The 22,557-nt window shown below is 61.6% G+C and carries 21 protein-coding genes; 8 read left to right on the top strand and 13 right to left on the bottom strand.

Annotated elements, in window-relative coordinates; translation table 11 throughout:
* Window positions 1–248: 248 nt before the first annotated feature.
* Genes nagE through KI235_RS24285 form a run of 5 tightly spaced genes read right to left on the bottom strand, consistent with a single transcriptional unit; the run spans window position 249 to window position 7,421 of the window.
* Window positions 249–1,964, bottom strand: coding sequence for an N-acetylglucosamine-specific PTS transporter subunit IIBC (nagE, locus tag KI235_RS24305; protein WP_013694152.1), 1,716 nt, complete (start codon window positions 1,962–1,964; stop codon window positions 249–251).
* Between the two features lie 33 nt (window positions 1,965–1,997).
* Window positions 1,998–4,511, bottom strand: a complete 2,514-nt coding sequence (ptsP, locus tag KI235_RS24300; protein WP_212795339.1) for a phosphoenolpyruvate--protein phosphotransferase — start codon at window positions 4,509–4,511, stop codon at window positions 1,998–2,000.
* A gap of 51 nt (window positions 4,512–4,562) precedes the next feature.
* A complete protein-coding gene (locus KI235_RS24295) occupies window positions 4,563–5,585 on the bottom strand; it encodes an SIS domain-containing protein (RefSeq protein WP_003205249.1) in 1,023 nt (340 codons plus the stop codon).
* Window positions 5,566–6,672, bottom strand: a complete 1,107-nt coding sequence (gene nagA, locus KI235_RS24290; protein WP_212795338.1) for an N-acetylglucosamine-6-phosphate deacetylase — start codon at window positions 6,670–6,672, stop codon at window positions 5,566–5,568. The genes KI235_RS24295 and nagA overlap by 20 nt, the downstream gene beginning before the upstream one ends.
* A 17-nt stretch (window positions 6,673–6,689) precedes the next feature.
* A complete protein-coding gene (locus KI235_RS24285) occupies window positions 6,690–7,421 on the bottom strand; it encodes a GntR family transcriptional regulator (protein ID WP_003205245.1) in 732 nt (243 codons plus the stop codon).
* 551 nt (window positions 7,422–7,972) lie between these two features.
* Between KI235_RS24285 and KI235_RS24280 the strand changes: the two genes are divergently transcribed.
* The 3 genes from KI235_RS24280 to KI235_RS24270 all read left to right on the top strand — a co-directional run bounded on the left by KI235_RS24280 (window position 7,973) and on the right by KI235_RS24270 (window position 9,645).
* Window positions 7,973–8,611, top strand: a complete 639-nt coding sequence (locus tag KI235_RS24280; RefSeq protein WP_027911407.1) for a DUF6036 family nucleotidyltransferase — start codon at window positions 7,973–7,975, stop codon at window positions 8,609–8,611.
* Complete coding sequence (locus KI235_RS24275; protein WP_027911406.1) at window positions 8,595–9,047, top strand: hypothetical protein; 453 nt, start codon at window positions 8,595–8,597, stop codon at window positions 9,045–9,047. The genes KI235_RS24280 and KI235_RS24275 overlap by 17 nt, the downstream gene beginning before the upstream one ends.
* A gap of 259 nt (window positions 9,048–9,306) precedes the next feature.
* The gene (locus tag KI235_RS24270; protein WP_032833015.1) at window positions 9,307–9,645 is read left to right on the top strand and encodes a DUF6124 family protein; all 339 of its coding nucleotides are present in this window, start codon (window positions 9,307–9,309) and stop codon (window positions 9,643–9,645) included.
* 201 nt (window positions 9,646–9,846) lie between these two features.
* Here the strand turns inward: KI235_RS24270 and KI235_RS24265 are convergent, their stop codons facing one another.
* Together KI235_RS24265 and KI235_RS24260 are read right to left on the bottom strand one after the other, a co-directional pair.
* Window positions 9,847–10,353, bottom strand: a complete 507-nt coding sequence (locus tag KI235_RS24265; RefSeq protein ID WP_003205240.1) for a L,D-transpeptidase family protein — start codon at window positions 10,351–10,353, stop codon at window positions 9,847–9,849.
* 41 nt (window positions 10,354–10,394) lie between these two features.
* Window positions 10,395–10,946 carry an NUDIX hydrolase gene (locus tag KI235_RS24260; RefSeq protein ID WP_003205238.1) on the bottom strand — a complete coding sequence of 184 codons (552 nt, stop codon included), beginning with the start codon at window positions 10,944–10,946 and terminating at the stop codon, window positions 10,395–10,397.
* 145 nt (window positions 10,947–11,091) lie between these two features.
* On the opposite strand from KI235_RS24260, the gene KI235_RS24255 reads away from it, so the two are divergent.
* The 3 genes from KI235_RS24255 to KI235_RS24245 are packed head-to-tail and all read left to right on the top strand — an operon-like array spanning window position 11,092 to window position 12,438.
* The gene (locus KI235_RS24255) at window positions 11,092–11,691 is read left to right on the top strand and encodes a CoA pyrophosphatase (protein WP_003205236.1); all 600 of its coding nucleotides are present in this window, start codon (window positions 11,092–11,094) and stop codon (window positions 11,689–11,691) included.
* Window positions 11,692–11,707: 16 nt separating this feature from the next.
* Window positions 11,708–12,232 carry a gamma carbonic anhydrase family protein gene (locus tag KI235_RS24250; RefSeq protein ID WP_003205234.1) on the top strand — a complete coding sequence of 175 codons (525 nt, stop codon included), beginning with the start codon at window positions 11,708–11,710 and terminating at the stop codon, window positions 12,230–12,232.
* Window positions 12,229–12,438: a DUF1289 domain-containing protein gene (locus tag KI235_RS24245; RefSeq protein WP_003205232.1), complete on the top strand. Its 210-nt coding sequence runs from the start codon at window positions 12,229–12,231 to the stop codon at window positions 12,436–12,438. The genes KI235_RS24250 and KI235_RS24245 overlap by 4 nt, the downstream gene beginning before the upstream one ends.
* A 167-nt stretch (window positions 12,439–12,605) precedes the next feature.
* On the opposite strand, the gene KI235_RS24240 is transcribed toward KI235_RS24245, so the two are convergent.
* Complete coding sequence (locus KI235_RS24240) at window positions 12,606–13,253, bottom strand: Pr6Pr family membrane protein (RefSeq protein WP_212795337.1); 648 nt, start codon at window positions 13,251–13,253, stop codon at window positions 12,606–12,608.
* Window positions 13,254–13,256: 3 nt separating this feature from the next.
* The gene (locus KI235_RS24235) at window positions 13,257–13,487 is read right to left on the bottom strand and encodes a VF530 family protein (RefSeq protein ID WP_003205228.1); all 231 of its coding nucleotides are present in this window, start codon (window positions 13,485–13,487) and stop codon (window positions 13,257–13,259) included.
* A 498-nt stretch (window positions 13,488–13,985) separates the two neighbouring features.
* On the opposite strand from KI235_RS24235, the gene KI235_RS24230 reads away from it, so the two are divergent.
* Window positions 13,986–16,400, top strand: a complete 2,415-nt coding sequence (locus KI235_RS24230; RefSeq protein ID WP_212795336.1) for a glucose/quinate/shikimate family membrane-bound PQQ-dependent dehydrogenase — start codon at window positions 13,986–13,988, stop codon at window positions 16,398–16,400.
* Between the two features lie 318 nt (window positions 16,401–16,718).
* On the opposite strand, the gene purT is transcribed toward KI235_RS24230, so the two are convergent.
* The gene (purT, locus tag KI235_RS24225; RefSeq protein ID WP_003205223.1) at window positions 16,719–17,900 is read right to left on the bottom strand and encodes a formate-dependent phosphoribosylglycinamide formyltransferase; all 1,182 of its coding nucleotides are present in this window, start codon (window positions 17,898–17,900) and stop codon (window positions 16,719–16,721) included.
* A 77-nt stretch (window positions 17,901–17,977) separates the two neighbouring features.
* Window positions 17,978–18,454 carry a preQ0 transporter gene (locus tag KI235_RS24220; RefSeq protein ID WP_003205220.1) on the bottom strand — a complete coding sequence of 159 codons (477 nt, stop codon included), beginning with the start codon at window positions 18,452–18,454 and terminating at the stop codon, window positions 17,978–17,980.
* A gap of 196 nt (window positions 18,455–18,650) precedes the next feature.
* On the opposite strand from KI235_RS24220, the gene KI235_RS24215 reads away from it, so the two are divergent.
* Window positions 18,651–20,921 (top strand): hypothetical protein, encoded by a 2,271-nt coding sequence (locus tag KI235_RS24215; RefSeq protein WP_244864268.1) that lies wholly within the window; start codon window positions 18,651–18,653, stop codon window positions 20,919–20,921.
* 96 nt (window positions 20,922–21,017) lie between these two features.
* Here the strand turns inward: KI235_RS24215 and KI235_RS24210 are convergent, their stop codons facing one another.
* Together KI235_RS24210 and KI235_RS24205 are read right to left on the bottom strand one after the other, a co-directional pair.
* Window positions 21,018–21,803: a siderophore-interacting protein gene (locus KI235_RS24210; protein ID WP_212795335.1), complete on the bottom strand. Its 786-nt coding sequence runs from the start codon at window positions 21,801–21,803 to the stop codon at window positions 21,018–21,020.
* On the bottom strand, window positions 21,800–22,375 hold the full coding sequence (locus KI235_RS24205; protein ID WP_027911402.1) for a PadR family transcriptional regulator: 576 nt from the start codon (window positions 22,373–22,375) through the stop codon (window positions 21,800–21,802). The genes KI235_RS24210 and KI235_RS24205 overlap by 4 nt, the downstream gene beginning before the upstream one ends.
* Between the last annotated feature and the right edge of the window lie 182 nt (window positions 22,376–22,557).

Genomic DNA, 22,557 nt, shown 5'->3' with positions numbered 1-22,557 from the left:
CTCTGGCGCTTGAAATGAAAAACCCGCTGATGGATTCAGCGGGTTTTTTATTGCCCGTGATTCTGTGTACATGAACCCTCGCCACGGGGATTGCGCTGTGTCAGATATAGTTGTGGGGTGTGTACAGGCCCCATCGCGAGCAAGCTCGCTCCCACAGTGGATGGGTGTTGTTCACAAAACAAGTGATCGACACCGAACCCTGTGGGAGCGAGCTTGCTCGCGATGGCGTACTTTCAGGCAACGAAAACTCAGGCTTTGACACCCGCCTGACGACTCGGCACCACCGCCTCCAACGCCCGCCACAACCCTGGCGCTTTTTCCCCTAGCAACAAGTGCCACACACCATCCTCCAGCGAGCTGACCCCCTGGCAACCCAGCGCCTTGAGCTGGCTTTCCGACAACCCTTTGCCATCGGCCAGTTGCACGCGCAAACGGCTCATCGCCACGCAATCGAGCTGCACCACATTCCCGCCACCGCCCAGGGCCGCGAGCCATTGTTGCGCTTCGGCTTCGGAGACGACAGCCGGTGGGGCAGACGCAACCACTTCGGCCACGGATGCGCTGGCTGGCCGTTCGGAAGAGGGCAACGCCAAGCGGATTTCATCGGCGATGCTGTCGGCCATCGGCCCCACCACCACCTGCAGGCTGCCGCCGTGGCCGGGGCGGACCACGGCCATGGCGCCGAGGGCCTTGAGCTGGGCGTCGGACGCCTTGTTGCGATCTATCAGGTCCAGTCGCAGGCGCGTGGTGCAGGCGCCGAGGGTGATCAGGTTGTCAGCGCCGCCCAACGCTTGGATGTAGGCAGCGGCCCGCTGGTTTTCGGCGATGGCCGGTTTGTTGCCCGCCGGTACCTCTTCGCGCCCCGGCGTCTTCAGGTCGAAGCGGCGGATGCAGAAGTCGAACACCAGGTAATAGATCGCCGCGTAGGCCAGGCCCACCGGGATGACCAGCCAGCCGTTAGTGGATTTTCCCCAGCCCAGGACCATGTCGATGAAACCGCCGGAGAAGGTAAAGCCCAAGTGGATGTTCAATAGGTTCGTCACCGCCATCGACAGGCCGGTGAGCAGCGCGTGGACCAGGTACAACAGCGGCGCAAGGAACATGAAGGCGAATTCGATCGGTTCGGTGACACCGGTCAGAAACGAGGTCAGCGCCATGGACAGCAGGATCCCGCCCATGACCTTACGTCGCAGGGGCAGGGCGTTGCGGTACATCGCCAGGCACGCCGCGGGCAGACCGAAGAGCATCACCGGGAACATCCCGGTCATGAACTGGCCGCCCTTGGGGTCGCCGGCGAAATAACGGGTCAGGTCCCCGGTGACCACCGCCCCGGTCGCCGGGTCGGTAAAGCTGCCGAAGATGAACCAGGCCATGTTGTTGAGGATGTGGTGCAAGCCGGTGACGATCAGCAACCGATTGAATACACCGAAGACGAACGCGCCGAAGCTGCCGCTGGCCATCAGCAGCTCGCCGAAGCTGTTGATGCCGTGCTGGATCGGCGGCCAGATCAGGCCGAACACGACGCCGAGACCGACGGCGCTGAAGCCGGTGACAATCGGCACGAAGCGTCGGCCGCCAAAGAACGCCAGGTACTCCGGCAGCTTGATGTCCTTGAAGCGGTTGTACAGCGCGCCGGCCAGCAGACCACTGATGATCCCGGCGAGCATGCCCATGTTGATGCTGGCGTCGAGCACCTTCAGCGTCGCGATCATCACCAGGTAACCGATGGCCCCGGCCAGCCCCGCCGTGCCGTTGTTGTCCCGGGCGAAACCCACAGAGATGCCGATGGCGAAGATCATCGGCAGGTTGGCGAAAATCGCTTCGCCGGCATCGTGGATGATCGCGATATTCAACAGGTCCGTGTCACCCAGGCGCAGCAGCAGGCCGGCTATCGGCAGGATCGCGATGGGCAACATCAGCGCCCGGCCGAGGCGTTGCAGCCCTTCAATGAAATGCTGGTACATGGCGTCTCTCCTTTTATTGTTGTCCGACGTGGCTCAGCCCAGGGGCCAGTGTTGATGGCAGGCCTGGCGCACGGCGGCGGCACTGGCCAGGTTCAGCAAATCGGTACTGACGCGGCGGCACTGGGCGGCATCGAGGTGACGCACGCGGTCCTTGATTTCGCCGACCTGCGGCGGGCTGACCGACAGCTCCCGTACGCCCAGGCCTATCAGCACCGGTGTGGCCAGGGGATCGGAAGCCAAGGCCCCGCATACGCCAACCCAGCGCCCATGCTTGGCGGCGCCAGCGCAGGTCTGGGCGATCAGTCGCAACAGCGCCGGGTGCAAGGCATCGACCCGGGCGGCGAGGCCGGCGTGGTCGCGGTCCATGGCGAGGGTGTACTGGGACAGGTCGTTGGTGCCAATGGACAGGAAGTCCGCGTGCTCGGCCAGTTGCTCGGCCAGCAGGGCGGCGGCTGGTACTTCGATCATCACCCCCAGTTGCGGGCGTTCGCTCAGGCCGAGTTCGGCACCCAAGGCGTCGAGACGCTGGCGGATGTGCAGCAGTTCGTCAACCTCGGTAACCATCGGCAACAAAATCCGGCAGCGGTGCAGTGGGCGAGTCTGCAGCAGGGCTCGCAATTGCTGATCCAGCAGTTCCGGGCGCACCTGGGCCAGGCGAATGCCCCGCAGGCCGAGCACCGGGTTGGCTTCGGCCGGCAGCGGCAGGTAATCCAATTGTTTGTCGCCACCGACGTCGATGGTGCGGATGATCACTGGCCTGTCGCCCATGGCATCGAGCACGGCCTGATAGGCCTGGCGTTGCTCTTCGTCGTCGGGGGCAGTGTGGCGGTCGACGAAGAGAAACTCGGTGCGCAGTAAGCCAACGCCATCGGCGCCGTTGGCAAAGGCCTGGCTGGCTTCGGCGCTGGAGGCGACGTTAGCGGCAACTTCAACCTCCACCCCATCGACGGTTCGCGCCGGCGTGTGGGCGAGGGTCTGTTGCTGGGCGCGCAGGGCTGTGCGTCGGGTCTGTGCTTGCTGCACCTGCGCCAGGCGCTCGGCGGTTGGCGTGAGTTCGAGGCGGCCGCCGTCGGCGTCCAGCACCACCGATTGCCCCGGTGCCTGTGCAAGCAGTGCCTCGCCCAATGCCACCAGGCAGGGCAGGCCTTTGCCACGGGCCAGGATCGCCACGTGGGACGTCGCGCCGCCCTCGGCCATGCACACACCGGCCACGCCTTGGGCGCTGAGTTGCAACAGGTCCGATGGGGTCAGTTCCTGCGCGACGACAATGGCGCCCGCCGGTACGTCGAATTGCCAGGCTTCCCCCAACAGCACCCGCAAGACCCGCTGGCGCAAGTCGTGCAAATCATTGGCGCGCTCGGCCAGCAGCGTGCTTTGCAGTTGCCGCAGCACTTGGCACTGCTCGTCGATGGAGCGGCTCCAAGCGTGGGGCGCGGCGCAACCTTGTTCGATCGACAGGTCGGCGGCGTCCAGCAGGACCGGATCTTCCAACAATGCCAGGTGGGCGCTGAAGATCGCTTGCTCATCGACGTGGCGCCGGGCCTTGGCGTTTTCCAGGGTCAATTGGATCTCGCGACTGACCTGCGCCAAGGCATCGCGAAGCCGTTGCCGTTGTTCTGCGACGTCGTGACCCCCGACATCCTCGGGCAACTGAATGCCTTCCAGGTGAACCAGCGCTCCACTGACCAGGCCGGGCGCGGCGCATACGCCGTGCAGCACACCGTCTTCGGCGCTACGGCTGGGCGCCTTGGCCCGCGGTGCCTCGGCATGGGCCTCTTCGGCCAGGGCTGTGGATAATGTTTTCAGCAGCGCTTGCAACGCCGCCTCGGCATCGCTGCCACGGCAACTGACGTGCACTTCGGCCTGTTCGGTGATCGCCAGGCCCATCATGCCCATCACACTGTCGCAGGACGCCGATCGACCGCTGAAGTGCAGGTGCGAGCGACTCTTGAAGCCTTGGGCGGTCTGGCGAACCAAGGCGGCCGGCCGCGCGTGCAGGCCGCCTCGATGAGCGATGCGGATCTGGCCGAACACTTCGATGCCGACGTCCGCTTCATCGTCGCGTGTTTCACCCGGTGTCTTGCTGACGATGTGCAGCAACGGCTCGCCGACCTTGACCCCTTTGAGGGTAATCGGCCGAGCCTGGAAGTGCTCGCCATTGGTGATGATCAGCAGGCTGACCAGGCTTTTGCAGCGCTGTGCCACGCTGTCCAGGTCATAACGCAGCAGCGCCTGGCCGTTGCTGACCCGCGTGCCCTCCTTGACCAGCATGGAAAAACCGTCGCCCTGCAATTCGACAGTGTCCAGCCCCAGATGCAGCAGCAGTTCGGCGCCGTTGTCGGCCCGCAGGGTCACGGCGTGGCCGGTGCGAGCGACGTGGATCACCTCGCCGTCACAGGGGGCGTAGAGGGTGTCGTTCAGCGGATCGATGGCGATCCCGTCGCCCATGGCGCCGCTGGCGAACACCGCGTCCGGGACGTTGGCGAGGGTGAGCACCGGCCCGCTGAGCGGGGCGCTGAGGGTCAGCTCTTTATCGTTGTTGGGCATGGGCTCGCTCTCTTTGTAATTTCGTTGACCTTGCGTTAAAGGATTGTCGGTTCAGTGGGTCCGGGTGACCTTGCTCAAGTGCCGTGGCTGGTCCGGGTCCAGGCCTCGGGCCTCAGCCAGGCTGGCGGCCATGCGGTAAAAGCTCTGGATCGCCAGGATCGGGTCCAGGGCCGGGTGTTCGGCACGGGACAGCGTCAGGTTGCGCTCGGCGATGTCATCGGGCGCGGCCAGTAGCACCCGGGCGCCGCGTTGGCGCATGTCGGCGGCCAGGCTCAACACACCAGCCTGCTCGGCGCCGCGCGGGGCGAACACCAACAGCGGGTAATCTGCATCGATCAGTGCCATCGGCCCGTGGCGGACCTCGGCGCTGCTGAAGGCTTCGGCCTGGATCGCTGAGGTTTCCTTGAATTTGAGCGCGGCTTCCTGGGCGATGGCGAACCCGGCGCCACGGCCGATGACCATCAAGCGCTGGCCGTCACGCAGGGCCTCGACGGCGGCGCTCCAATCCTGGCTCGCGGCATCGCGCAGGCCTTCGGGCAGCGCGGTGCCGGCTTCGAGCAATTCTGCATCGTCTTTCCAATGGGCCACCAGACGCGCGCTGGCGCTGAGAGTGGCGATGAAACTCTTGGTCGCGGCGACACTGCTTTCGATGCCGGCGCACAAGGGCACGCTGAATTCACAGGCCGCCTCCAGCGGAGAGTCCTCTGCGTTGACCATCGCCACACTCAACGCGCCGCGCTTGCGCAACAGGCGCAGGCTGTTCACCAGGTCCGGGCTTTGCCCCGATTGGGAGAATGCGAACGCCACCTGGCCGCTGACCTTCAGCGGCGCCTGCTGCATGGTCACCACCGACATCGGCAGCGACGCCACCGGCAACCCCAGTTGTTGCATGGTCAGGTAGGCAAAGTAGCTGGCGGCGTGGTCGGAGCTGCCACGGGCCACGGTCATCGCCACTTGCGGCGGTTGGCGGCGCAGACGCCCGGCAATTTCCTGCAGGGCGGGGTCCAATAGCCGCAATTGGCGCTCGACGGCGGCGGACGAGGCCAGGGCCTCTTCAAGCATTTTGGAAGTCAATGGCTTCTCCTTCGACCATCACGTCGATCAGGTTCAGGGCACGATCAAGGCGCACACAGTCAGCCCAGGCGCCGGGTTGCAGGCGTCCGCGCTCGGGCAGGCCGAGGTAGTCGGCGGGGAATTGCGACAGGCGTTGCGAGGCTTCGGCGAGGGGCAGGCCGATCTTCACCAGGTTGCGCAGGGCCTGGTCCATGGTCAGGGTGCTGCCGGCCAGCGTGCCGTCGGCCAGGCGCACACCGCCGAGGCATTTGGTCACGGTGTGGCTGCCCAGCTTGTATTCGCCGTCGGGCATTCCGGCGGCGGCGGTGGAGTCGGTGACGCAATACAGGCACGGGATCGCACGCAAGGCCACGCGCATGGCACCGGGGTGCACGTGCAGCAAATCGGGAATCAACTCGGCATATCGGGCATGGGCCAGAGCCGCGCCGACGATGCCCGGTTCGCGGTGATGCAACGGGCTCATGGCGTTGTACAAATGGGTGAAACTGCTGGCCCCGGCCGCCAGTGCCGCGACGCCTTCTTCGTAACTGCCCAGGGTATGGCCGATCTGTATGCGCACGCCCCGGGCGCTGAGCGCGCGAATCAAGGCGTCGTGCCCGGCGATTTCCGGTGCGATGGTAATCACCCGGATCGGTGCCAGGGCCAGGTAGGCCTCCACTTCGGCCATCAACGCGGTGTGGGCGAAATTCGGTTGGGCACCGAGTTTGCCGGGGTTGATATAGGGGCCTTCCAAATGCACCCCCAGCACGCGTGCGCTGCCGCTGGGCCGCTGTTCGCAGAACTCACCGAGGGCCTTGAGTACGCTGGCGATTTCTTCGCTCGGCGCGGTCATGGTGGTGGCGAGCAGCGCCGTGGTGCCGAAGCGCACGTGGGTGCGGGCAATGGTTTCGAACGCTGGCGCGCCTTCCATGATGTCTTTGCCGCCGCCGCCGTGCACATGCAGGTCGATGAAGCCGGGCAGCAGGTAGGGCAGGTCGTTGCTCGCCGGGTCGCAGGGCTGGCCTTCGACGGACACGACCTTGCCGTGTTCGTGGACCAGGCGGCCGCGTATCCAGCCGTTGGCGGTGAGGATGTTGTCTTCGGACATTGGGATTCTCTGGTCGTCTAGCGCCGCAGCTCTGCGACAAAGTCGTAGTAGTCGTTGCGGCAATAGGTGTCGGTGACTTCGATGGGCGTGTTGTCTTCCAGGTAGCCGACCCGGGTCATCAGTAGCATTGCGGTGCCGGGGGCAATGCCCACCAGGGCGGCGAACTCGTCCGAGGCGTTGATGGCCTGGATGTGTTGCAGGGCGCGCACCACCGGTTTGCCGATGCCATCGAGGAATTCATAAAGCGAATCGCCCACCGCCTGTGGCTTGGGAATGATTGATGCGGGCAGGGTGCTCATCTCGATGGCCATGACCGTGTTGTCGGCCTTGCGCAGCCGTTTGAGCCGGGCGACTTTGTCAGTGGGTGACAGGCCCAGGCGAATCAGTTCTTCGTGGGTTGGCGGGGTAATTTCCCGCTCCAGCCATTGGGAGCCGGGCACGAAGCCTTTGAGCCGGAGCATTTCGCTGAACCCGCTGAGGCGCGAGAGCGGTTGTTCGAGGCGCGGGGTGATGAACGTTCCCGAGCCTTGGTTGCGGCGGATCAGGCCTTGTTCGAACAGCACTTCCAGCGCTTTGCGGGCGGTGACCCGGGAAATGCCCAGTTGCTCGCTCAAGCTGCGTTCGGAGGGCATTGCTTGCTCGGCTTTCCACTGGCCGGCGTGGATAGCGGCCTCCAGGTTGCGGGCCAGTTGCAGGTAGAGCGGGGTGGGTTGGGTGTCGTCGGGGCGCAGGGCCAGGATGTCGTTCATGTGGTGTGTCCGATGCGGTTGTAGGAGTTTTCGCTCGGTGATGGGGATCGAAGCTAATACCACTTGAATACCATGTCAACGCTGCTTTTGGCGGGTTGTCTAGATTTTCTGGGGGGCTTAAAGGTGGCTAGCTTTAAGTGGTATTAGGGTGGTGTGGATAGATCGTGGGGTTACTGCGTTGGGTTGGGGGGATTAAAGGTCAGTGGTATGCATGGAGGGCGGGTTTTGAAATTTGATGTTTATTTTCGTGGTGGCCGGTGGTGGGTTGTTTATTTGGTCGGTGTGAATATCCGTTACCGCAGCAATGGATATGTACCCAATTCAATCCAAAAAAAGCCTATCTGAAATTTGTGCGAAACATCCCCGATCAGATGGCTGATCTGTCAGACGCCCTGAAGTTTCCGACATGTTTTTAAGGTTGTCCCTCAGAAACGGGGGCTCTAGTTTTCGGGGCCTACATCTCCAAACGCAGGGATCGCTCACTGGTCTTTGGCAAGGCCAAGTGGCAGATCCCAGTTTCAAGGAGCAACATCAGCCTCTGAGGTTCAAACATGGAAATGCCGGATACGATCGCCCCCCGCCTCAATACAAGTACCGCGCTGGGACAGGCTTTGGTTTCAATGTTCAAGTCCGTCGAAGCGGAGCTGACTTCTGAGAATGCAGTGCCTGGGGTGGTCAAAGTCATCGTTTTTGGTGGGTGTGCAGTGCACCTTTATACAAACCATCGTGTCTCCACGGACGTTGACGCCGAAATTTATGAGGCTAGCCTTCCAGAAGGCTTTCATCTTCGAACGTTACTTGCGGAAGTGCCTGAGCAATTTGTCGACGAAAAGTCCGGCCGATTGATGGAACTCAACTACGACCTCCAATACAACACCAGCTTTGGTCCGATTCACGAGGACTATTGGGCTCGAAGCCTCCCTCTTGAAGAGTTCCCGGTAGAGTCTCCTCTACACGTTCACGTTGCTGCCCCTGTAGATATTGCGATTTCAAAGTTGGGCAGAGCAACGGATCAGGATATTGGCGACATCATGGCGCTCCTAAGGGCCGGCTTCATATTGACCACTGAGCTGCGTCGACTGGCATTGCAGGCAATTGATGTATATGTTGGCAACAAAGAGCCTCCAATTTCTGTTCTTACTCAAATTTTGCAAGATTATTTGGAGAATACAGATGGCGAAGCCTGCTAACCGCCACGTCCTCTCAGCCGCTCTGGACACATTGGTCAAAAGCCCGTTGGATCATGCAGATGATGCTGCACTCGTGAGCGCGGCCAAGGCTGTCTGGTATTCCAACTCGGACTTGATAAGCGCAGCTCAAGCTTTTCTGAGCCAACACACGGATGAGGTCGAGTTGCGTCGCGCAGGATATTTGCTTGAACGACTCACCCGATTTTCGTGTGTCACGGACAGCCGTGCGTTGGAAGTCTTCAAAGCCCTTGAGCTATTTTTACGTTCGACACCCAAGCAAGCCATAACCTCACAAACCGCTGTTGCGCTTCGCAAACGCCGTGATGAACTCGCTCTCTCTTGGGGGCTGAATGAAGGTCTTGGCTTGAAGGTGCAAACCCTCCTGCCTTTTCAGACTCGGCATTATGAGGCTGAGCAGCGTGCAGCGTTTGTGTAGCCCAAATGCCATCCTCAAAAACCGGCTTCGGCCGGTTTTTTGTTGTGTGAATGATCACTCTTTGGTCTGTCAGACGCCCCGAAATTTCCGACATGTTTTTAAGGTTGTGCCTCGGAAGCGAGGGCTCTAGCCTTTGGGTGTCGCTGCCAATTCAGCGACCGGGTTTGACCGTCCGAAAAAATCAAGGGGCAACAGGCCCGGACGTTTTGTCCTGGGCTCCATTAATTTAAAGGAGCTTCAATTGAAAAATAATTCTGACATGCCAAAACCCGCCTCCACCTTCCCCTACGGCGACTACGCCCCCGACAAGCTGAAAGAAGCCGCCGACCGCGCGATGGACCATTACCTCAAACCCGACGGCAGCGAACCAGACCCCCAACCCTCGGTGCAGTTGTTCAGCGTATCGGACAACGTTGACACCGAAACCTTACTAGCCAACCTCAGCGAAACCCTGGCCTCGGCCAATGCGGTGCTTAGCGACCTCCTGTTTGACTTGGACGGTTCGCGGCGGCATGTGGCGTTGGGCGTGGCGCAGATGATCGATCTGGGAACGTTGTTGGCAAACAAGGCCTTGGACCGGGTAGAGCTTCGGACTTGATGCCACTTAACCTGTGGTGAGGGAGCAATCTCGCGCGGGGCTCTGTAGGAGCTGGCGAAGCCTGCGATCTTTTGATCTTTCGCTTGAGACTCAAGTGCCTGGGGCAAGATCGCAGCCTCGTTGCACTCGACAGCTCCTACAGGCGCAGCCCAGCGGGGACTCCCTCGCCACAAGAAGCTCCTGCCGCAGGAGGGGGAGGCGCTACGGCCGGATTTCGATCATCGTGCCATCCGGCACCAGGTTCCAGACCTCGCGCATGTCCACATTGCGCATGGCGATGCAGCCGTCGGTCCAGTCCAGCGTATGGAACAACTGCTCAGGGTTCTCTTCCGAATCAGGCGTGCCGTGGATCATGATCATGCCCCCCGGCTCAACGCCTTCGCGGCGGGCGCGGGCGGCGTCGCTGATGTTGGGGTAGGAAATATGCATCGACAGGTAGTAGTTCTCGCTGGTCTTGCGCCAGTCGATCCAGTAGAAACCTTCAGGGGTGCGCTTGTCGCCCTCGATCAGCTTGGGGCCTTTTTTGGCGCCCCTGCCCAGTGAGATGCGATAGGTCTTGAGCGGCTTGCCGTCGTTGATCAATTGCAATTGATGGGCGGACTTGAGCACCAGCACTTTTTCGATGACCTTGCCGTTGTAGGTTCCCACCGCAGAGGCCTGGGACATCGCAGTGAACGACAAGCAGAACAAGACAAGCAACCAGCGCATTGAAACGATATCCCTAGAGGTGTTGTGGCTATATTGGTTTTTTATGTATTGGCAGGCTGAGCCAGCGGTGGGATCGATTCGGATCGCACAGGGTAATCTTCGGCCCGGCGGTCCGCGTAGAAATATTCCAAGGTACGGCCCACTGTGCGGAAAGCCAGTTCGTCCCAGGGAATGTCCGCTTCTTCGAACAGCTTCACCTCCAGGCTCTCGGGCCCGGCGGCGAAATCCTCATCCACCAGTTCGGCGCGGAAGAATACATGTACCTGGCTGATATGCGGTACGTCAATCAGCGTATAGATGCTCAAATTTCGCACCCGGGCGCAGGCTTCTTCGGCGGTTTCGCGCACGGCGGCCTGTTCAACCGTTTCGCCGTTCTCCATGAAGCCCGCCGGCAGCGTCCAGTAACCGCGCCGCGGCTCGATGGCGCGCCGGCACAACAGGACTTTACTGCCCCAGGTCGGTACGCAACCGGCCACGATGTTGGGGTTCTGGTAATGGATGGTATGGCAGGCGTCGCAGACAAAACGCAGGCGCGAGTCGCCTTCGGGTATGCGCTGGGTCACCGGGTTACCGCACTGGCTGCAGAATTTCATGCTTGGATTCCTGAATGCTGCGCCTATCTTGGCGGTGCGGGCCGGTGTCGGCAAGTTGTCGTTTCGCGACACGACGCGGTGCGGGGGTTGGGCCGCTTGAACGATTGGTGCATGATGCAAGGTAGCGAATAAATCGAGAAGTCTCATGCTGGACGAGCTACTGCATCGAGTAAGCAACCATACCCCGCACGATCTGCAGGCTGACCAACGTTTCCCTGAAGCCGCGGTGCTGGTGCCGATTACCCGCAGCGATGAACCGGAGCTGGTACTGACCCTGCGCGCCAGCGGGCTCTCGACCCATGGCGGCGAGGTGGCGTTCCCCGGCGGGCGCCGCGACCCGGAAGACCCGGACCTGATCTTCACCGCCCTGCGCGAAGCCGAGGAAGAAATCGGCCTGCCGCCCGGCCTGGTGGAAGTGATCGGCCCCCTCAGCCCGCTGATCTCGCTGCACGGCATCAAGGTCACGCCTTATGTCGGAGTGATTCCGGACTACGTCGAATACCAGGCCAACGATGCCGAGATCGCTGCGGTGTTCAGCGTACCGCTGGAGTTTTTCCGCAAGGATCCGCGCGAACACACGCACCGGATCGATTACCAGGGCCGCAGTTGGTACGTGCCCAGCTATCGGTTTGGCGAATTCAAGATCTGGGGCCTGACGGCGATCATGGTCGTGGAGTTGGTCAACCTGCTGTACGACGCCGAGATCGACCTGCACAAACCGCCCAAGAGTTTCATCAATACCTGACGCCCCGAGGACTCTCATGAAATACCGCCTGGGCGATGCCCGTGTCGAAACCCACCCACAGAGCTGGGTCGCGCCCAACGCCACGCTGGTGGGCAAGGTCCGCCTCGAAGAGGGCGCCAATGTCTGGTTCAACGCCGTGCTGCGCGGTGACAACGAACTGATCCTGATCGGCAAGAACAGCAATGTGCAGGACGGCACGGTGATGCACACCGACATGGGCTATCCGCTGACCATCGGCACCGGCGTGACCATCGGCCACAACGCCATGCTCCATGGCTGTACGGTGGGCGACTACAGCCTCATCGGCATCAACGCGGTGATTCTCAACGGCGCGAAGATCGGCAAGAACTGCATCATCGGCGCCAACTCGCTGATCGGCGAGGGCAAGGAAATTCCCGACGGTTCGCTGGTGATGGGCTCGCCCGGCAAGGTGGTGCGTGAACTGACCGAGGCCCAGAAAAAAATGCTCGAGGCCAGCGCGGCGCACTATGTGCACAATGCCCAGCGCTACGCCCGCGACCTGGTCGAGCAGGAACCATGAGCGCCCCTGAACGCCCGGTGCCTTCGCCCTGCGTGAACATCTGTGCGCTGGACGATGACGACATCTGCACCGGTTGCCAGCGCACCGTGGCGGAGATCACCCGTTGGAGCCGGATGGACAATGACGAGCGGCGCAGTGTGTTGGCGCTGTGTCATGAGCGGGCCAAGGCCAGTGGGTTGGTGTGGATGTTGCCAGCAAGGCGCTGATGCCGGATATGGAACACAAACCCCTGTGGGATACCTATCTGTGGGAGCAAAGCTTGCTCGCGATGCAGGCGCCCTGGTCTTCAGGTAAACCGCGTGATCTTCATCGCGGGCAAGCCTTGCTCCCACAGGTTTGACTCACACCGCTATGTGCTCTGCAGGCCTCTATTTCAACGATGCCAACCGATCCAACCCCACCACCCCAACGCAATCGCGATAAACCCCAGCAATATCCCCCCGGCATTGATGAACACCTGTGGATAACCCAGATTCGCCACATCGATGAAAGGGTAGGGGTAAGCCGCCAATAGATCCCCGCGCAGCAGGACATAGGCGAAATACACCAAGGGGTAGATCACCCACAGCCCGATGTGGCCCAGGCGCAATGTGCCTTTGGGTACCCACAGCCACCAATAGGCGATGTACAGCAAGGGCACCACGTCGTGCAGTAGTTCGTCGGCCACGAACTGCCAGCCTTCGGGTTGCCAGAGGTGGCGCAGCAGCAGGTTGTAGGCCAGGCTGACCAGGGCGATGCTCACTGCGACGCCGCTGCGCACGCTGGGCAGCAGGAACCAGCGCCGGGCCGCCGACTCGCGAGCGGTCAGTTCCCAGGTCAGCACCACGGCCACCAGGGTGTTGGTCAGGACCGTGAAGAAACTGAAGAAACTCACCAGCCCGCCCAGCAGGCTCGCGTCCAGTTTCCAGCGACCAAGCAGGATCAGATACAGCTGGATGCTCAATCCCACCCAGCCCAGCAGTGCCGTCACGCAGACAAAACGCTGTCGCAGCGTGAGGTGACGACCCTGATTACTCCCCACGACTCAGACCGGCCGCTTGGTGCGCATCAACTTGATGTACAGGCGCTCGACTTTCTCCCGCGCCCATGGCGTCTTGCGCAGGAAGGTCAGGCTCGACTTGATGCTCGGGTCGCTCTTGAAGCAACGGATGTCGATGCGTTCGGCCAGGCCCGACCATTCATAGTGCTGCACGAGGGCGTTGAGGATCTGCTCCAGCGTCACGCCGTGCAGTGGATTGTTGTTGGGTTCGGTCATGGGAGGCCTTCGCGCTAAAGGTGTAAAACCGCGCACCTTAGCCGAGGTGCCCTTAGGGTGGAAGCATAGCCTTCATCATGGCCGCCCAGCGCCAGGCGCACTGTTACCGAATCCGAGATGATTCATGTCAACAAAAGCCCTTTCTCTATTGAGAACGGGACATTATCCTTGCGCCGCCTGCTGAAACGCTTCTTCTGGCGTGCCGAAGCCTCTGCGTCCAGCTCGATCCTGCTGAAAGATTAAAAAACGCCCAGTGTCCAGACGCTGAAAGACAGCGCTGTCTCGGCGAATTCCTGTGGGAGCGAGCTTGCTCGCGATAACGATTGCACATTCAACCTTGAAGCCAACTGACACGCCGCCATCGCGAGCAAGCTCGCTCCCACAAGGGATCGCGGCAACCGAATTTGCCTTTTTTCAACTGAACCATGCCCCCGCAAGATCGTCATCTACAGTGACTACTTGCGCGGGACTCCTTAAAACGTCACGGAGAAACACACTATGAGCACTGAGGGTGCTTTGAGTCGAAGCCGTCTGCTACCGAGTTTGCTCGGCATTCTGCTTCTATTGATGGGCCTGGTCCTGTTGGCCGGGGGAGTCAAGCTGAGCACGCTTGGCGGCTCGTTGTATTACCTGTTGGCCGGGATCGGCCTGGCGCTGACCGGCGTGTTGCTGATCATGGCCCGTCGCGCGGCCCTGGGCCTGTACGCGCTGGTGCTGTTCGCCAGCACCGTGTGGGCGTTGTGGGAAGTGGGCCTGGACTGGTGGCAACTGGTGCCGCGCCTGGCAATGCTGTTTGCCCTGGGCATCGTCATGTTGCTGCCGTGGTTCCGCCGCCCGCTGTTGACCGCCGAAGCCTCGGCCATGGGCACCCGCGCATTGGGCGCCGCCGTGGTCATCGCCGGTATCGCCGCGCTCGCCAGCCAGTTCACCAACCCGGGTGAGATCAAGGGCCAACTGGACCGCGACAGCGTGCCGGGCATGGCCAACACCGCACCGGCCATGCCGGACGGCGACTGGAACTCCTACGGGCGCAGTGCCCATGGCGACCGCTATTCGCCGCTGGCACAGATCACCCCCGAGAACGTCAGCAAACTGGTGCCGGCCTGGACCTATCGCACCGGCGACCTGCCAGGGCCGAACGACCCGGGTGAAACCACTGCCGAAAACACCCCGCTGAAGGCCAACGGCATGCTCTACGTGTGCACGCCTCACAGCCAGGTGATCGCCCTGGAGCCTGACACCGGCAAGGAAATCTGGCGTTTCGATCCGAAGCTTTCCACGCAAAAAGCGCAAAACTTCAAGGGTTGGGCCCACATGACCTGCCGTGGCGTGACCTATCACGATGACGCCGCGTACGCCTCTGCCGAGCAGAGCCCGACGGGTGCCGCCAGCGCCACGCCGGCCAGCACCGTCTGCCCACGGCGGATCTTCCTGCCGACCGCCGACACCCGTCTGATCGCCCTCAACGCCGACACCGGCAAGATGTGCGAAGACTTCGGCGACAAGGGCCAGGTCGACCTGACCGCCAACATCGGCGGTTTCACGGCCGGCGGTTACTACTCCACGTCGCCACCGGCGGTTACCCAGAACCTGGTGGTGATCGGCGGCCACGTCACCGATAACGTCTCCACCGACGAGCCTAGCGGCGTCATCCGTGCCTACGACGTGCACACCGGCAAGCTGGTGTGGAACTGGGACAGTGGCAAGCCGGACGACACCACACCGATTGCCGAAGGCCAGACCTACACCCGCAACTCGCCGAACATGTGGTCCATGTTCAGCGTCGATGAAAAACTCGGCATGCTCTACCTGCCGATGGGCAACCAGACTCCCGACCAGTTCGGTGGCCTGCGCACGCCGGAGTCGGAAAAATATTCCGCCGGTCTGACCGCCCTGGACATCGCCACCGGCAAGGTGCGCTGGTACTTCCAATTCACTCACCATGACCTGTGGGACATGGACGTCGGCGGTCAACCGACCCTGATGGACATGAAGACCGCCGATGGCGTGAAACCGGCTGTACTGGCTTCCACCAAGCAGGGCAGCATCTACGTGCTGGACCGCAGCAATGGCCAGCCGATCATCCCGATCAAGGAAATCCCGGTGCCCCAAGGCGCGGTGGAAGGTGACCACACCTCGCCGACCCAACCGATGTCCGACCTGAACTTCGTGCCGCCGGTCCTCAAGGAACGCGACATGTGGGGCGTGACCCCGTTCGACCAGATGCTCTGCCGGATCGACTTCAAGTCGCTGCGCTATGACGGCATGTACACGCCGCCATCGCTGCAAGGCTCGATCGTTTACCCGGGTAACTTCGGCGTGTTCGACTGGGGTGGCATTTCGGTGGACCCGGTGCGCCAGATCGCCTTCGTCAACCCGAGCTACATGGCGTTCAAGTCGAAACTGGTGCCGGCGGCCGAAGTGGCTGGTGGCCCGGGGCGCAAGAGCGAAACCGAAGGCGTGCAGCCGAACAAGGGCGCGCCCTATGGTGTGATCCTCGAAGCGCTGCTCTCGCCAATGGGCCTGCCTTGCCAGGCGCCTGCATGGGGTTATGTCGCGGCCGTGGACCTGACCAACAACAAAACCCTGTGGAAGCACAAGAACGGCACCGTGCGTGACAGCTCGCCGGTACCGATCCCGCTGAGCATGGGCGTTCCGAGCCTGGGTGGCACGTTCACCACTGCCAGCGGCCTGGCGTTTCTGAGCGGCACCCTCGACCAGTACCTGCGTGCCTATGACGTGAAAAACGGCAAGCAACTGTGGGAAGGCCGCCTGCCAGCCGGCGCCCAGACCACGCCGATGACCTACACCGGCAAGGACGGCAAGCAATATGTGCTGGTTGTTGCCGGTGGCCACGGTTCCCTGGGCACCAAGCAGGGCGATTATGTGATCGCCTACAAACTGCCGGATTAAGCGGGAGTGATCGTTCCCACGCTCCTGCGTGGGAATGCATCCGGTGACGCTCTGCGTCATCCTCTCCACAAGCGGAACGCGGAGCGTCCCTGGCGGCGTTCCCACGCAGGAGCGTGGGAACGATCTGGGATAAAACAGGCGCTTATGAAAAAGGCGATACCTTTGCGGGTATCGCCTTTTTTTATTATCGATGTCTCCCAGTTAACTGTGGGAGCAAAGCTTGCTCGCGAAACAGGCGACTCGACTTCGGAAAGACCGCATCGCCTTTATCGCGGGCAAGCCTTGCTCCCACAGGTCACCATGGGCAAGCGATATTGGTTACAGTTCGATCCTGACGGCCTGCGAAGCGCGGGTCGCCTTGGCGCGGGCGGCTTCGATGGATTCGTCGCGGGCCAGGGCCACGCCCAGGCGGCGCTGGCCGTTGACTTCCGGTTTACCGAACAGGCGCAGGGCGGTGTCCGGTTCGCTGAGGGCCGCGCCCAGATTGGCGAAAGCGGTCTGGGTCGATTGGCCTTCCACCAGGATCACCGCCGAGGCCGAAGGGCCGAACTGGCGGATCAGCGGGATCGGCAGGCCGAGAATGGCGCGGGCATGCAAGGCGAACTGCGACAGGTCCTGGGAGATCAGCGTCACCAGGCCAGTGTCGTGCGGGCGCGGCGAGACTTCGCTGAACCACACCTGGTCACCCTTGATGAACAGCTCGACGCCAAACAGGCCGCGACCACCCAGGGCCTCGGTCACCGCCTTGGCGACGCGCTCGGATTCGGCCAGGGCCACCGGGCTCATGGCTTGTGGCTGCCAGGATTCCTGATAGTCGCCCTTTTCCTGACGGTGGCCGACCGGTGCGCAGAAGGTGGTGCCGCCGACGTGGCGCACGGTGAGCAAGGTGATTTCGTAGTCGAAATCGATGAACCCTTCGATGATCACTCGGCCCTTGCCGGCACGGCCGCCTTCCTGGGCGTAGTCCCAGGCTTTTTGCACGTCATCGGTACTGCGCAGCAGGCTCTGGCCCTTGCCCGAGGAACTCATCACCGGCTTGACCACGCACGGGAAACCCAGGGTTTCCACGGCCTTGCGGTAGTCTTCCACGGTGTCGGCGAAGAAGTACGGCGAGGTCGGCAGGCCCAGCTCTTCGGCGGCCAGGCGACGAATGCCTTCACGGTTCATGGTCAACTGCGCGGCACGGGCGGTGGGGATCACGGTGAAGCCTTCGGCCTCCAGTTCCACCAAGGTGGCGGTGGCGATGGCTTCGATTTCCGGCACGATGAAATGCGGCTTCTCGGCCTCGATCACCGCACGCAGGGCAGCACCGTCGAGCATGTTGATCACATGGCTGCGGTGGGCCACTTGCATGGCCGGCGCGTTGGCGTAGCGGTCCACGGCAATCACCTCGACGCCCAGGCGCTGCAGTTCGATTACCACTTCCTTGCCCAGCTCACCGCTGCCACACAACAAAACGCGGGTCGCGGTGGGCGACAATGGGGTTCCGATACGGGTCATCTGAAGGTCCTCAAACAGGAGCGGATCATCGCGGGTTGCGCGCCGGGCGAGCTTCCCATGGGAGAAAGCGCGGCATTTTACATGAACCGCCCGGCGATGGCCTGTTTGCGTAAACGCCAGGCCATGATCAGCCAGACGGCGGTGACCCCGGCGAATTTCGAGAGCAGGGCGGTGATCACCACAGCAGGCGTCAGGGCGTCGATCAAACCGAAGAAGATGAACGTGTCCAGGGGAATGCTCAGGGCCGAACTGATCCACAACCGGTCATGGAGCGGGCGCTTGGTGATCGTGAACACCAGCCAGTCGATGCACTCGGACACCGCGAATGCCGTGGCGCTCGCCAGGGCGATGGTCGGGTCCGAGGTGACATAGGACAACACCAGCGCCACCAGCATCGCCGCGATGGCACCGTGGCCGAAGCGGGTCTGCACCATGTCCCGCAGGATAAACACCAGGCCGCCCCAGGCCGACCAAATAATGTCCAGGTGCGGTGCGGCGGAAAACGCGAAGTTGATCAGCACGACGCTGCTGATGTAGGCGAGCAGGAAAAGCATGGGGCGGGGTACCTGAATGGAATGTCGGCAGAACAATTGATTATCTGGCCGGGATCCGCAAGGTGATATTCAAATCCCCCGCCCAACCGCTCGTCTAAAACCTGTTCGGATCTGTCAACTCTGACAGTAGGCCCCCACGCGCATTCGAGCTCTGATAGAGCCTCGGTATATCTGTTCCATTCCGTGGGGATTACTCATGACCGACTCATCGAAAACGGCTGATTCCACCATACTTGATGACCTGTACCCACCCAGCTTACCCGGCGCCACCCAGCCCGTGGCAGGCGCCGACTATGGTGTCCCCATCCACCTTTATGTGCCGCTGCCCTTCGGCTGCGAAGTGTTGGTGCAGGCTTATTGGGGCCAGCAGCCAAACGACAACGTTTCGATCAACCTCAATGGTGAGGAGGCGCTGGATAGCAAACAGACTCAGGGCCTCGATGACGATGTCACGTTGTACATTCCACATGGCAAATTGCTGCCCGGCCTGGTCAATCGACTGACGTACACCGTGAAACGCCCCGGTATGAACGATCAAACCTCGACCCCTCCGCTGGAGATCCTGTACAACAGCATCCGGCCGGGCAACCAGGACAGGTCACCGGGTGAGCCCGGGCATTCGGAACTGGTGTTGCTATTGCCGGACGAAATAAAGAACGGTGTGGGCCCAGGTTTCGTCAGTGCGACGGTCTGCGTGGAATACCCCTACTGCCGGGCCTATGACGAAATCCGGCTCAACTGTAATGGCCGTGACGTATTTCACAAGGTGGATGCAACCCAGGCCCCCGCCCCGCCAAACCACGGCTCGGCGACGCCTACCCGGATATGTTTCGACGTCACCAGCGCCGATCTGGTCGACGATCCTGAATTCATGTTTTCCTTCACTGTCAGAGACCAACTCTTTAACAGCCCGGATCTCGACAACGTTTGGTCGGCCGTGCAAATAGTGGATGTGGACAAGGCCGGGCAAAGACTGTTGGCGCCGATTCCACGGGAAATCCTGAGCGAAGCGGGCGATGACCCAAGCATCATTGATCTCGACAAACTGGGTGCCAACCCGCTGTCGTTGATCATCCTGACCAGCGACCCGCGTTTTATGCCTGGGGACCTCATCGAGGCAACTTATACGGCCAAAGTCATGGGCCAGCCGGAGGTCGTGGTGCCCGTGACGGGCATTGTCGAGGTGGATGAGTTGGGGCAGAAAAAGGCCTGCGTGCTTCAGATCCCTAACGACAAGGTCTTCCCGGACAGTACCGTGCACGTGTCATACAGGTTGTTGAGGGGCACCACACCCATAGGTTCTTCAAAAACCGCAATTGCGACGGTCATCGGCACGGCACTGGGGTTGCCGCCACCCGAAATCGAAGAGGCCACTGGTAGCGTGCTCGATCCTATCAAGGCCGCCAGCACACTGACCGCGCTGGTGCCGCATTACCAAGGCATGCTGAGCACGGACAAGGTGAGCGTGACCTGGGCCGGGCACGGCACGCCGGAGGGGGGCTCGCACACCACCACGCCGCAAGATGTGGGGACGGTGGGTGAGAAACCGATCGATCTGCCACCCGAGGTCGTGGCCTACAGTCTGGGCAAGTCGGTGACGGTCATCTACACCGTGACGCGCGACGTGACCTGGCCACCGTCGCCGCCCCTGACATTGACTGTGCTGGAGCTTTCCGCGCTGCCCAGACCCTTGATCGTGGATGCCGCCAATGGCGGTGTGGGCACTGAGTTCAACATCGACAGCTTCGCCGGAGACTCCCGCGTCGACGTGGAGCCCTGGCCGCTGATCGCCGCAGGTCAGTGCGTGTGGTTGCGTGCTGAAGGGACTGACTTGAACGGCCTGGATTTCAGTATTGATCTGTACACCGCGAGACCGGTGAGCCCCGGGGAAGTGACCGCGGGCCTGTCGGTGGTGCTGCCGCGGACCCAGATCAATCGCTTGCGCAACGGCTCGGATCTCAAGCTTATCCTGGACGTGACCTTCAATCGCAGCGTTGATAAAAGCCAGGCTATCGCCTTTCCAATACGAACTTATCTGGTAACTCCGTTGCCCCTGGATGACGTGTCCAGATTTGAGAACAATAACTGGAATGGATGGCGCGCTGGACCGGCGGCGCAGGATCCGCGGGATTGGAATTTTGGTCAGGACGAAGGCGGACGCACATGCCTGGGCAATACAACCTACACCAATAATTCCGCCGGGATCGTGCTATGGAAGGGCTACATCGGTCTGAGGGTAGGCGCACGCTACGAATTCAGCCTCGACGCACGACGCCACAACAACACGTCCGATGCGGTGCCCAGCCTGTCGCTCGCGACGAAAACCCATGGACGTATCAGTGAGGTTGTTACCTTGGCAACGACCACCTGGCAAGTGCTCAGGGGGAATTTGTCGCGACTGAGCGGGACATCGAGCTGCATGTCAACAGTCACCAAGCCAGTGGCATGGGCAATGACTACTACGTGACCGACATCCGTCTGCGTATGCTGTAGCCAAGGTTACGCCGTCATGAGCGAGTGATGGGAGACGATGCCCGTGGCGCAGGGGCCAGTGAACGGCCCCTCATTCTTCGTCGCTACCCTCCGCCTTCCAATACCCCACCGCCTTCACGAAATCCTGGTCCAGGCCTTTCTCCTCCAGCAACACCTTGCGAATCTGCCGCGACACCTTGCTTTCGGTCGCGACCCAGGCGTACAGCTTGCCGCCGGGCATTTCCAGCTGTTGCACGGTGCGCAGCAGGTTGTCCTGGCGGCCTTCGCGCAGCACCCAGATCACGTGCACCTGCGCCGGGCTTTGGAGCACTTGCTGTTCGGCGCCGTTTTCCACTTCCACCACCACCAGGGCACGCCGGTTGGACGCCAGGCCTTCGAGGCGGCGGGCGATGGCGGGCAGGGCGGTTTCGTCGCCGATCAGCAGGTAGCTGTCGAAGATGTCCGGCACGATCATCGAGCCCCGTGGCCCGGCTATGTGGAGGTATTGCCCTGGCGCCGCCTGGGCCGCCCAGGTAGATGCCGGGCCGTCGCCGTGAAGCACGAAATCGATGTCCATCTCCAGGGTGTCCAGGTCATAGCGGCGCGGGGTGTAGTCGCGCATCTCGGGCATCGGGCCCTGGGCCTTGCCGGGGCTGGGGTTGAAGTTTTCCAGGGCGGCGTGTTCCTCGGCGTTCTGCGGGAACAGCAACTTCACGTGATCGTCGGTGCCCAGGCTGACGAACCCGGCCAGTTCCGGCCCGCCGACGGTGATGCGGCGCATGCGTGGGGTCAGGTCCTGCACCCGCAACACCTGCAGGCGACGGCGTTTGATCTCGTGGGTGACGCGGTGAATGGCATTTGGATCGACTTCAGTCATTGGCTTGACTCCGAGACAGGTGGACGGTCGGTGCCGTCGATAATGGCTTTGGCGGTGTCGTTGAGCAGGTCGCGCACCCGCCGGATTTCTTCCGGGCTCCAGTGGCCAGGATGCTTTTGCAGCGCATGCCGCAGGTTATACACCGCTTCCTGGATTTCCGGGGGACGATCATGGCCGCGCAGCGTGCGCTTGCTGATTTCAATGCGCGTGCGCACCTCATCCAACGCTTGGGCCTGGTCCTCAAGTAATAGACGTCCGGCATCGGTCACGCTGTAGCATTTTTTTCCATCATCGACGCCGCAGGTGACCATTGCGCTCATTTCCAGGAAGGACAGGGTCGGGTAGATCACGCCGGGGCTGGGGCTGTAGGCGCCGTCGAACATGTTTTCGATCCGGCGGATCAGGTCATAACCGTGGCAAGGTTGTTCGGCAATCAGCGCCAGTGACAGCAACTTCAGGTCACCGGCGGCAAAGACCCGTGGGGCGCGACTGTTACGTTCACGGCGCGCCGAGTGTCGTTCGAAACCGTCGTGTTCGTATTCGCGTTTGAAATGGGAATAAGGATCTGTCATATGCGTTCTCCGTTCTGCATAAGATAGGGCTGAGATATAACTTTGCCGTGAGATATATCTTTAAGGATGGATATAACTAGGAACTAAGATATATCGAGTTTCGTTGCCCGCTACTTCTGATGAAACAAGACCTTACCTGAATACGATATGGCAGTGGATGATGGGATTTTGCGGCGGTTTTT

This window comes from Pseudomonas sp. St386 (genome assembly GCF_018325865.1).
Taxonomy (GTDB): Bacteria; Pseudomonadota; Gammaproteobacteria; order Pseudomonadales; family Pseudomonadaceae; genus Aquipseudomonas; species Aquipseudomonas brassicacearum.
The sequence above is the reverse complement of the archived record's forward strand: the minus strand, read 5'-3'. Positions and strand labels throughout refer to the sequence as shown.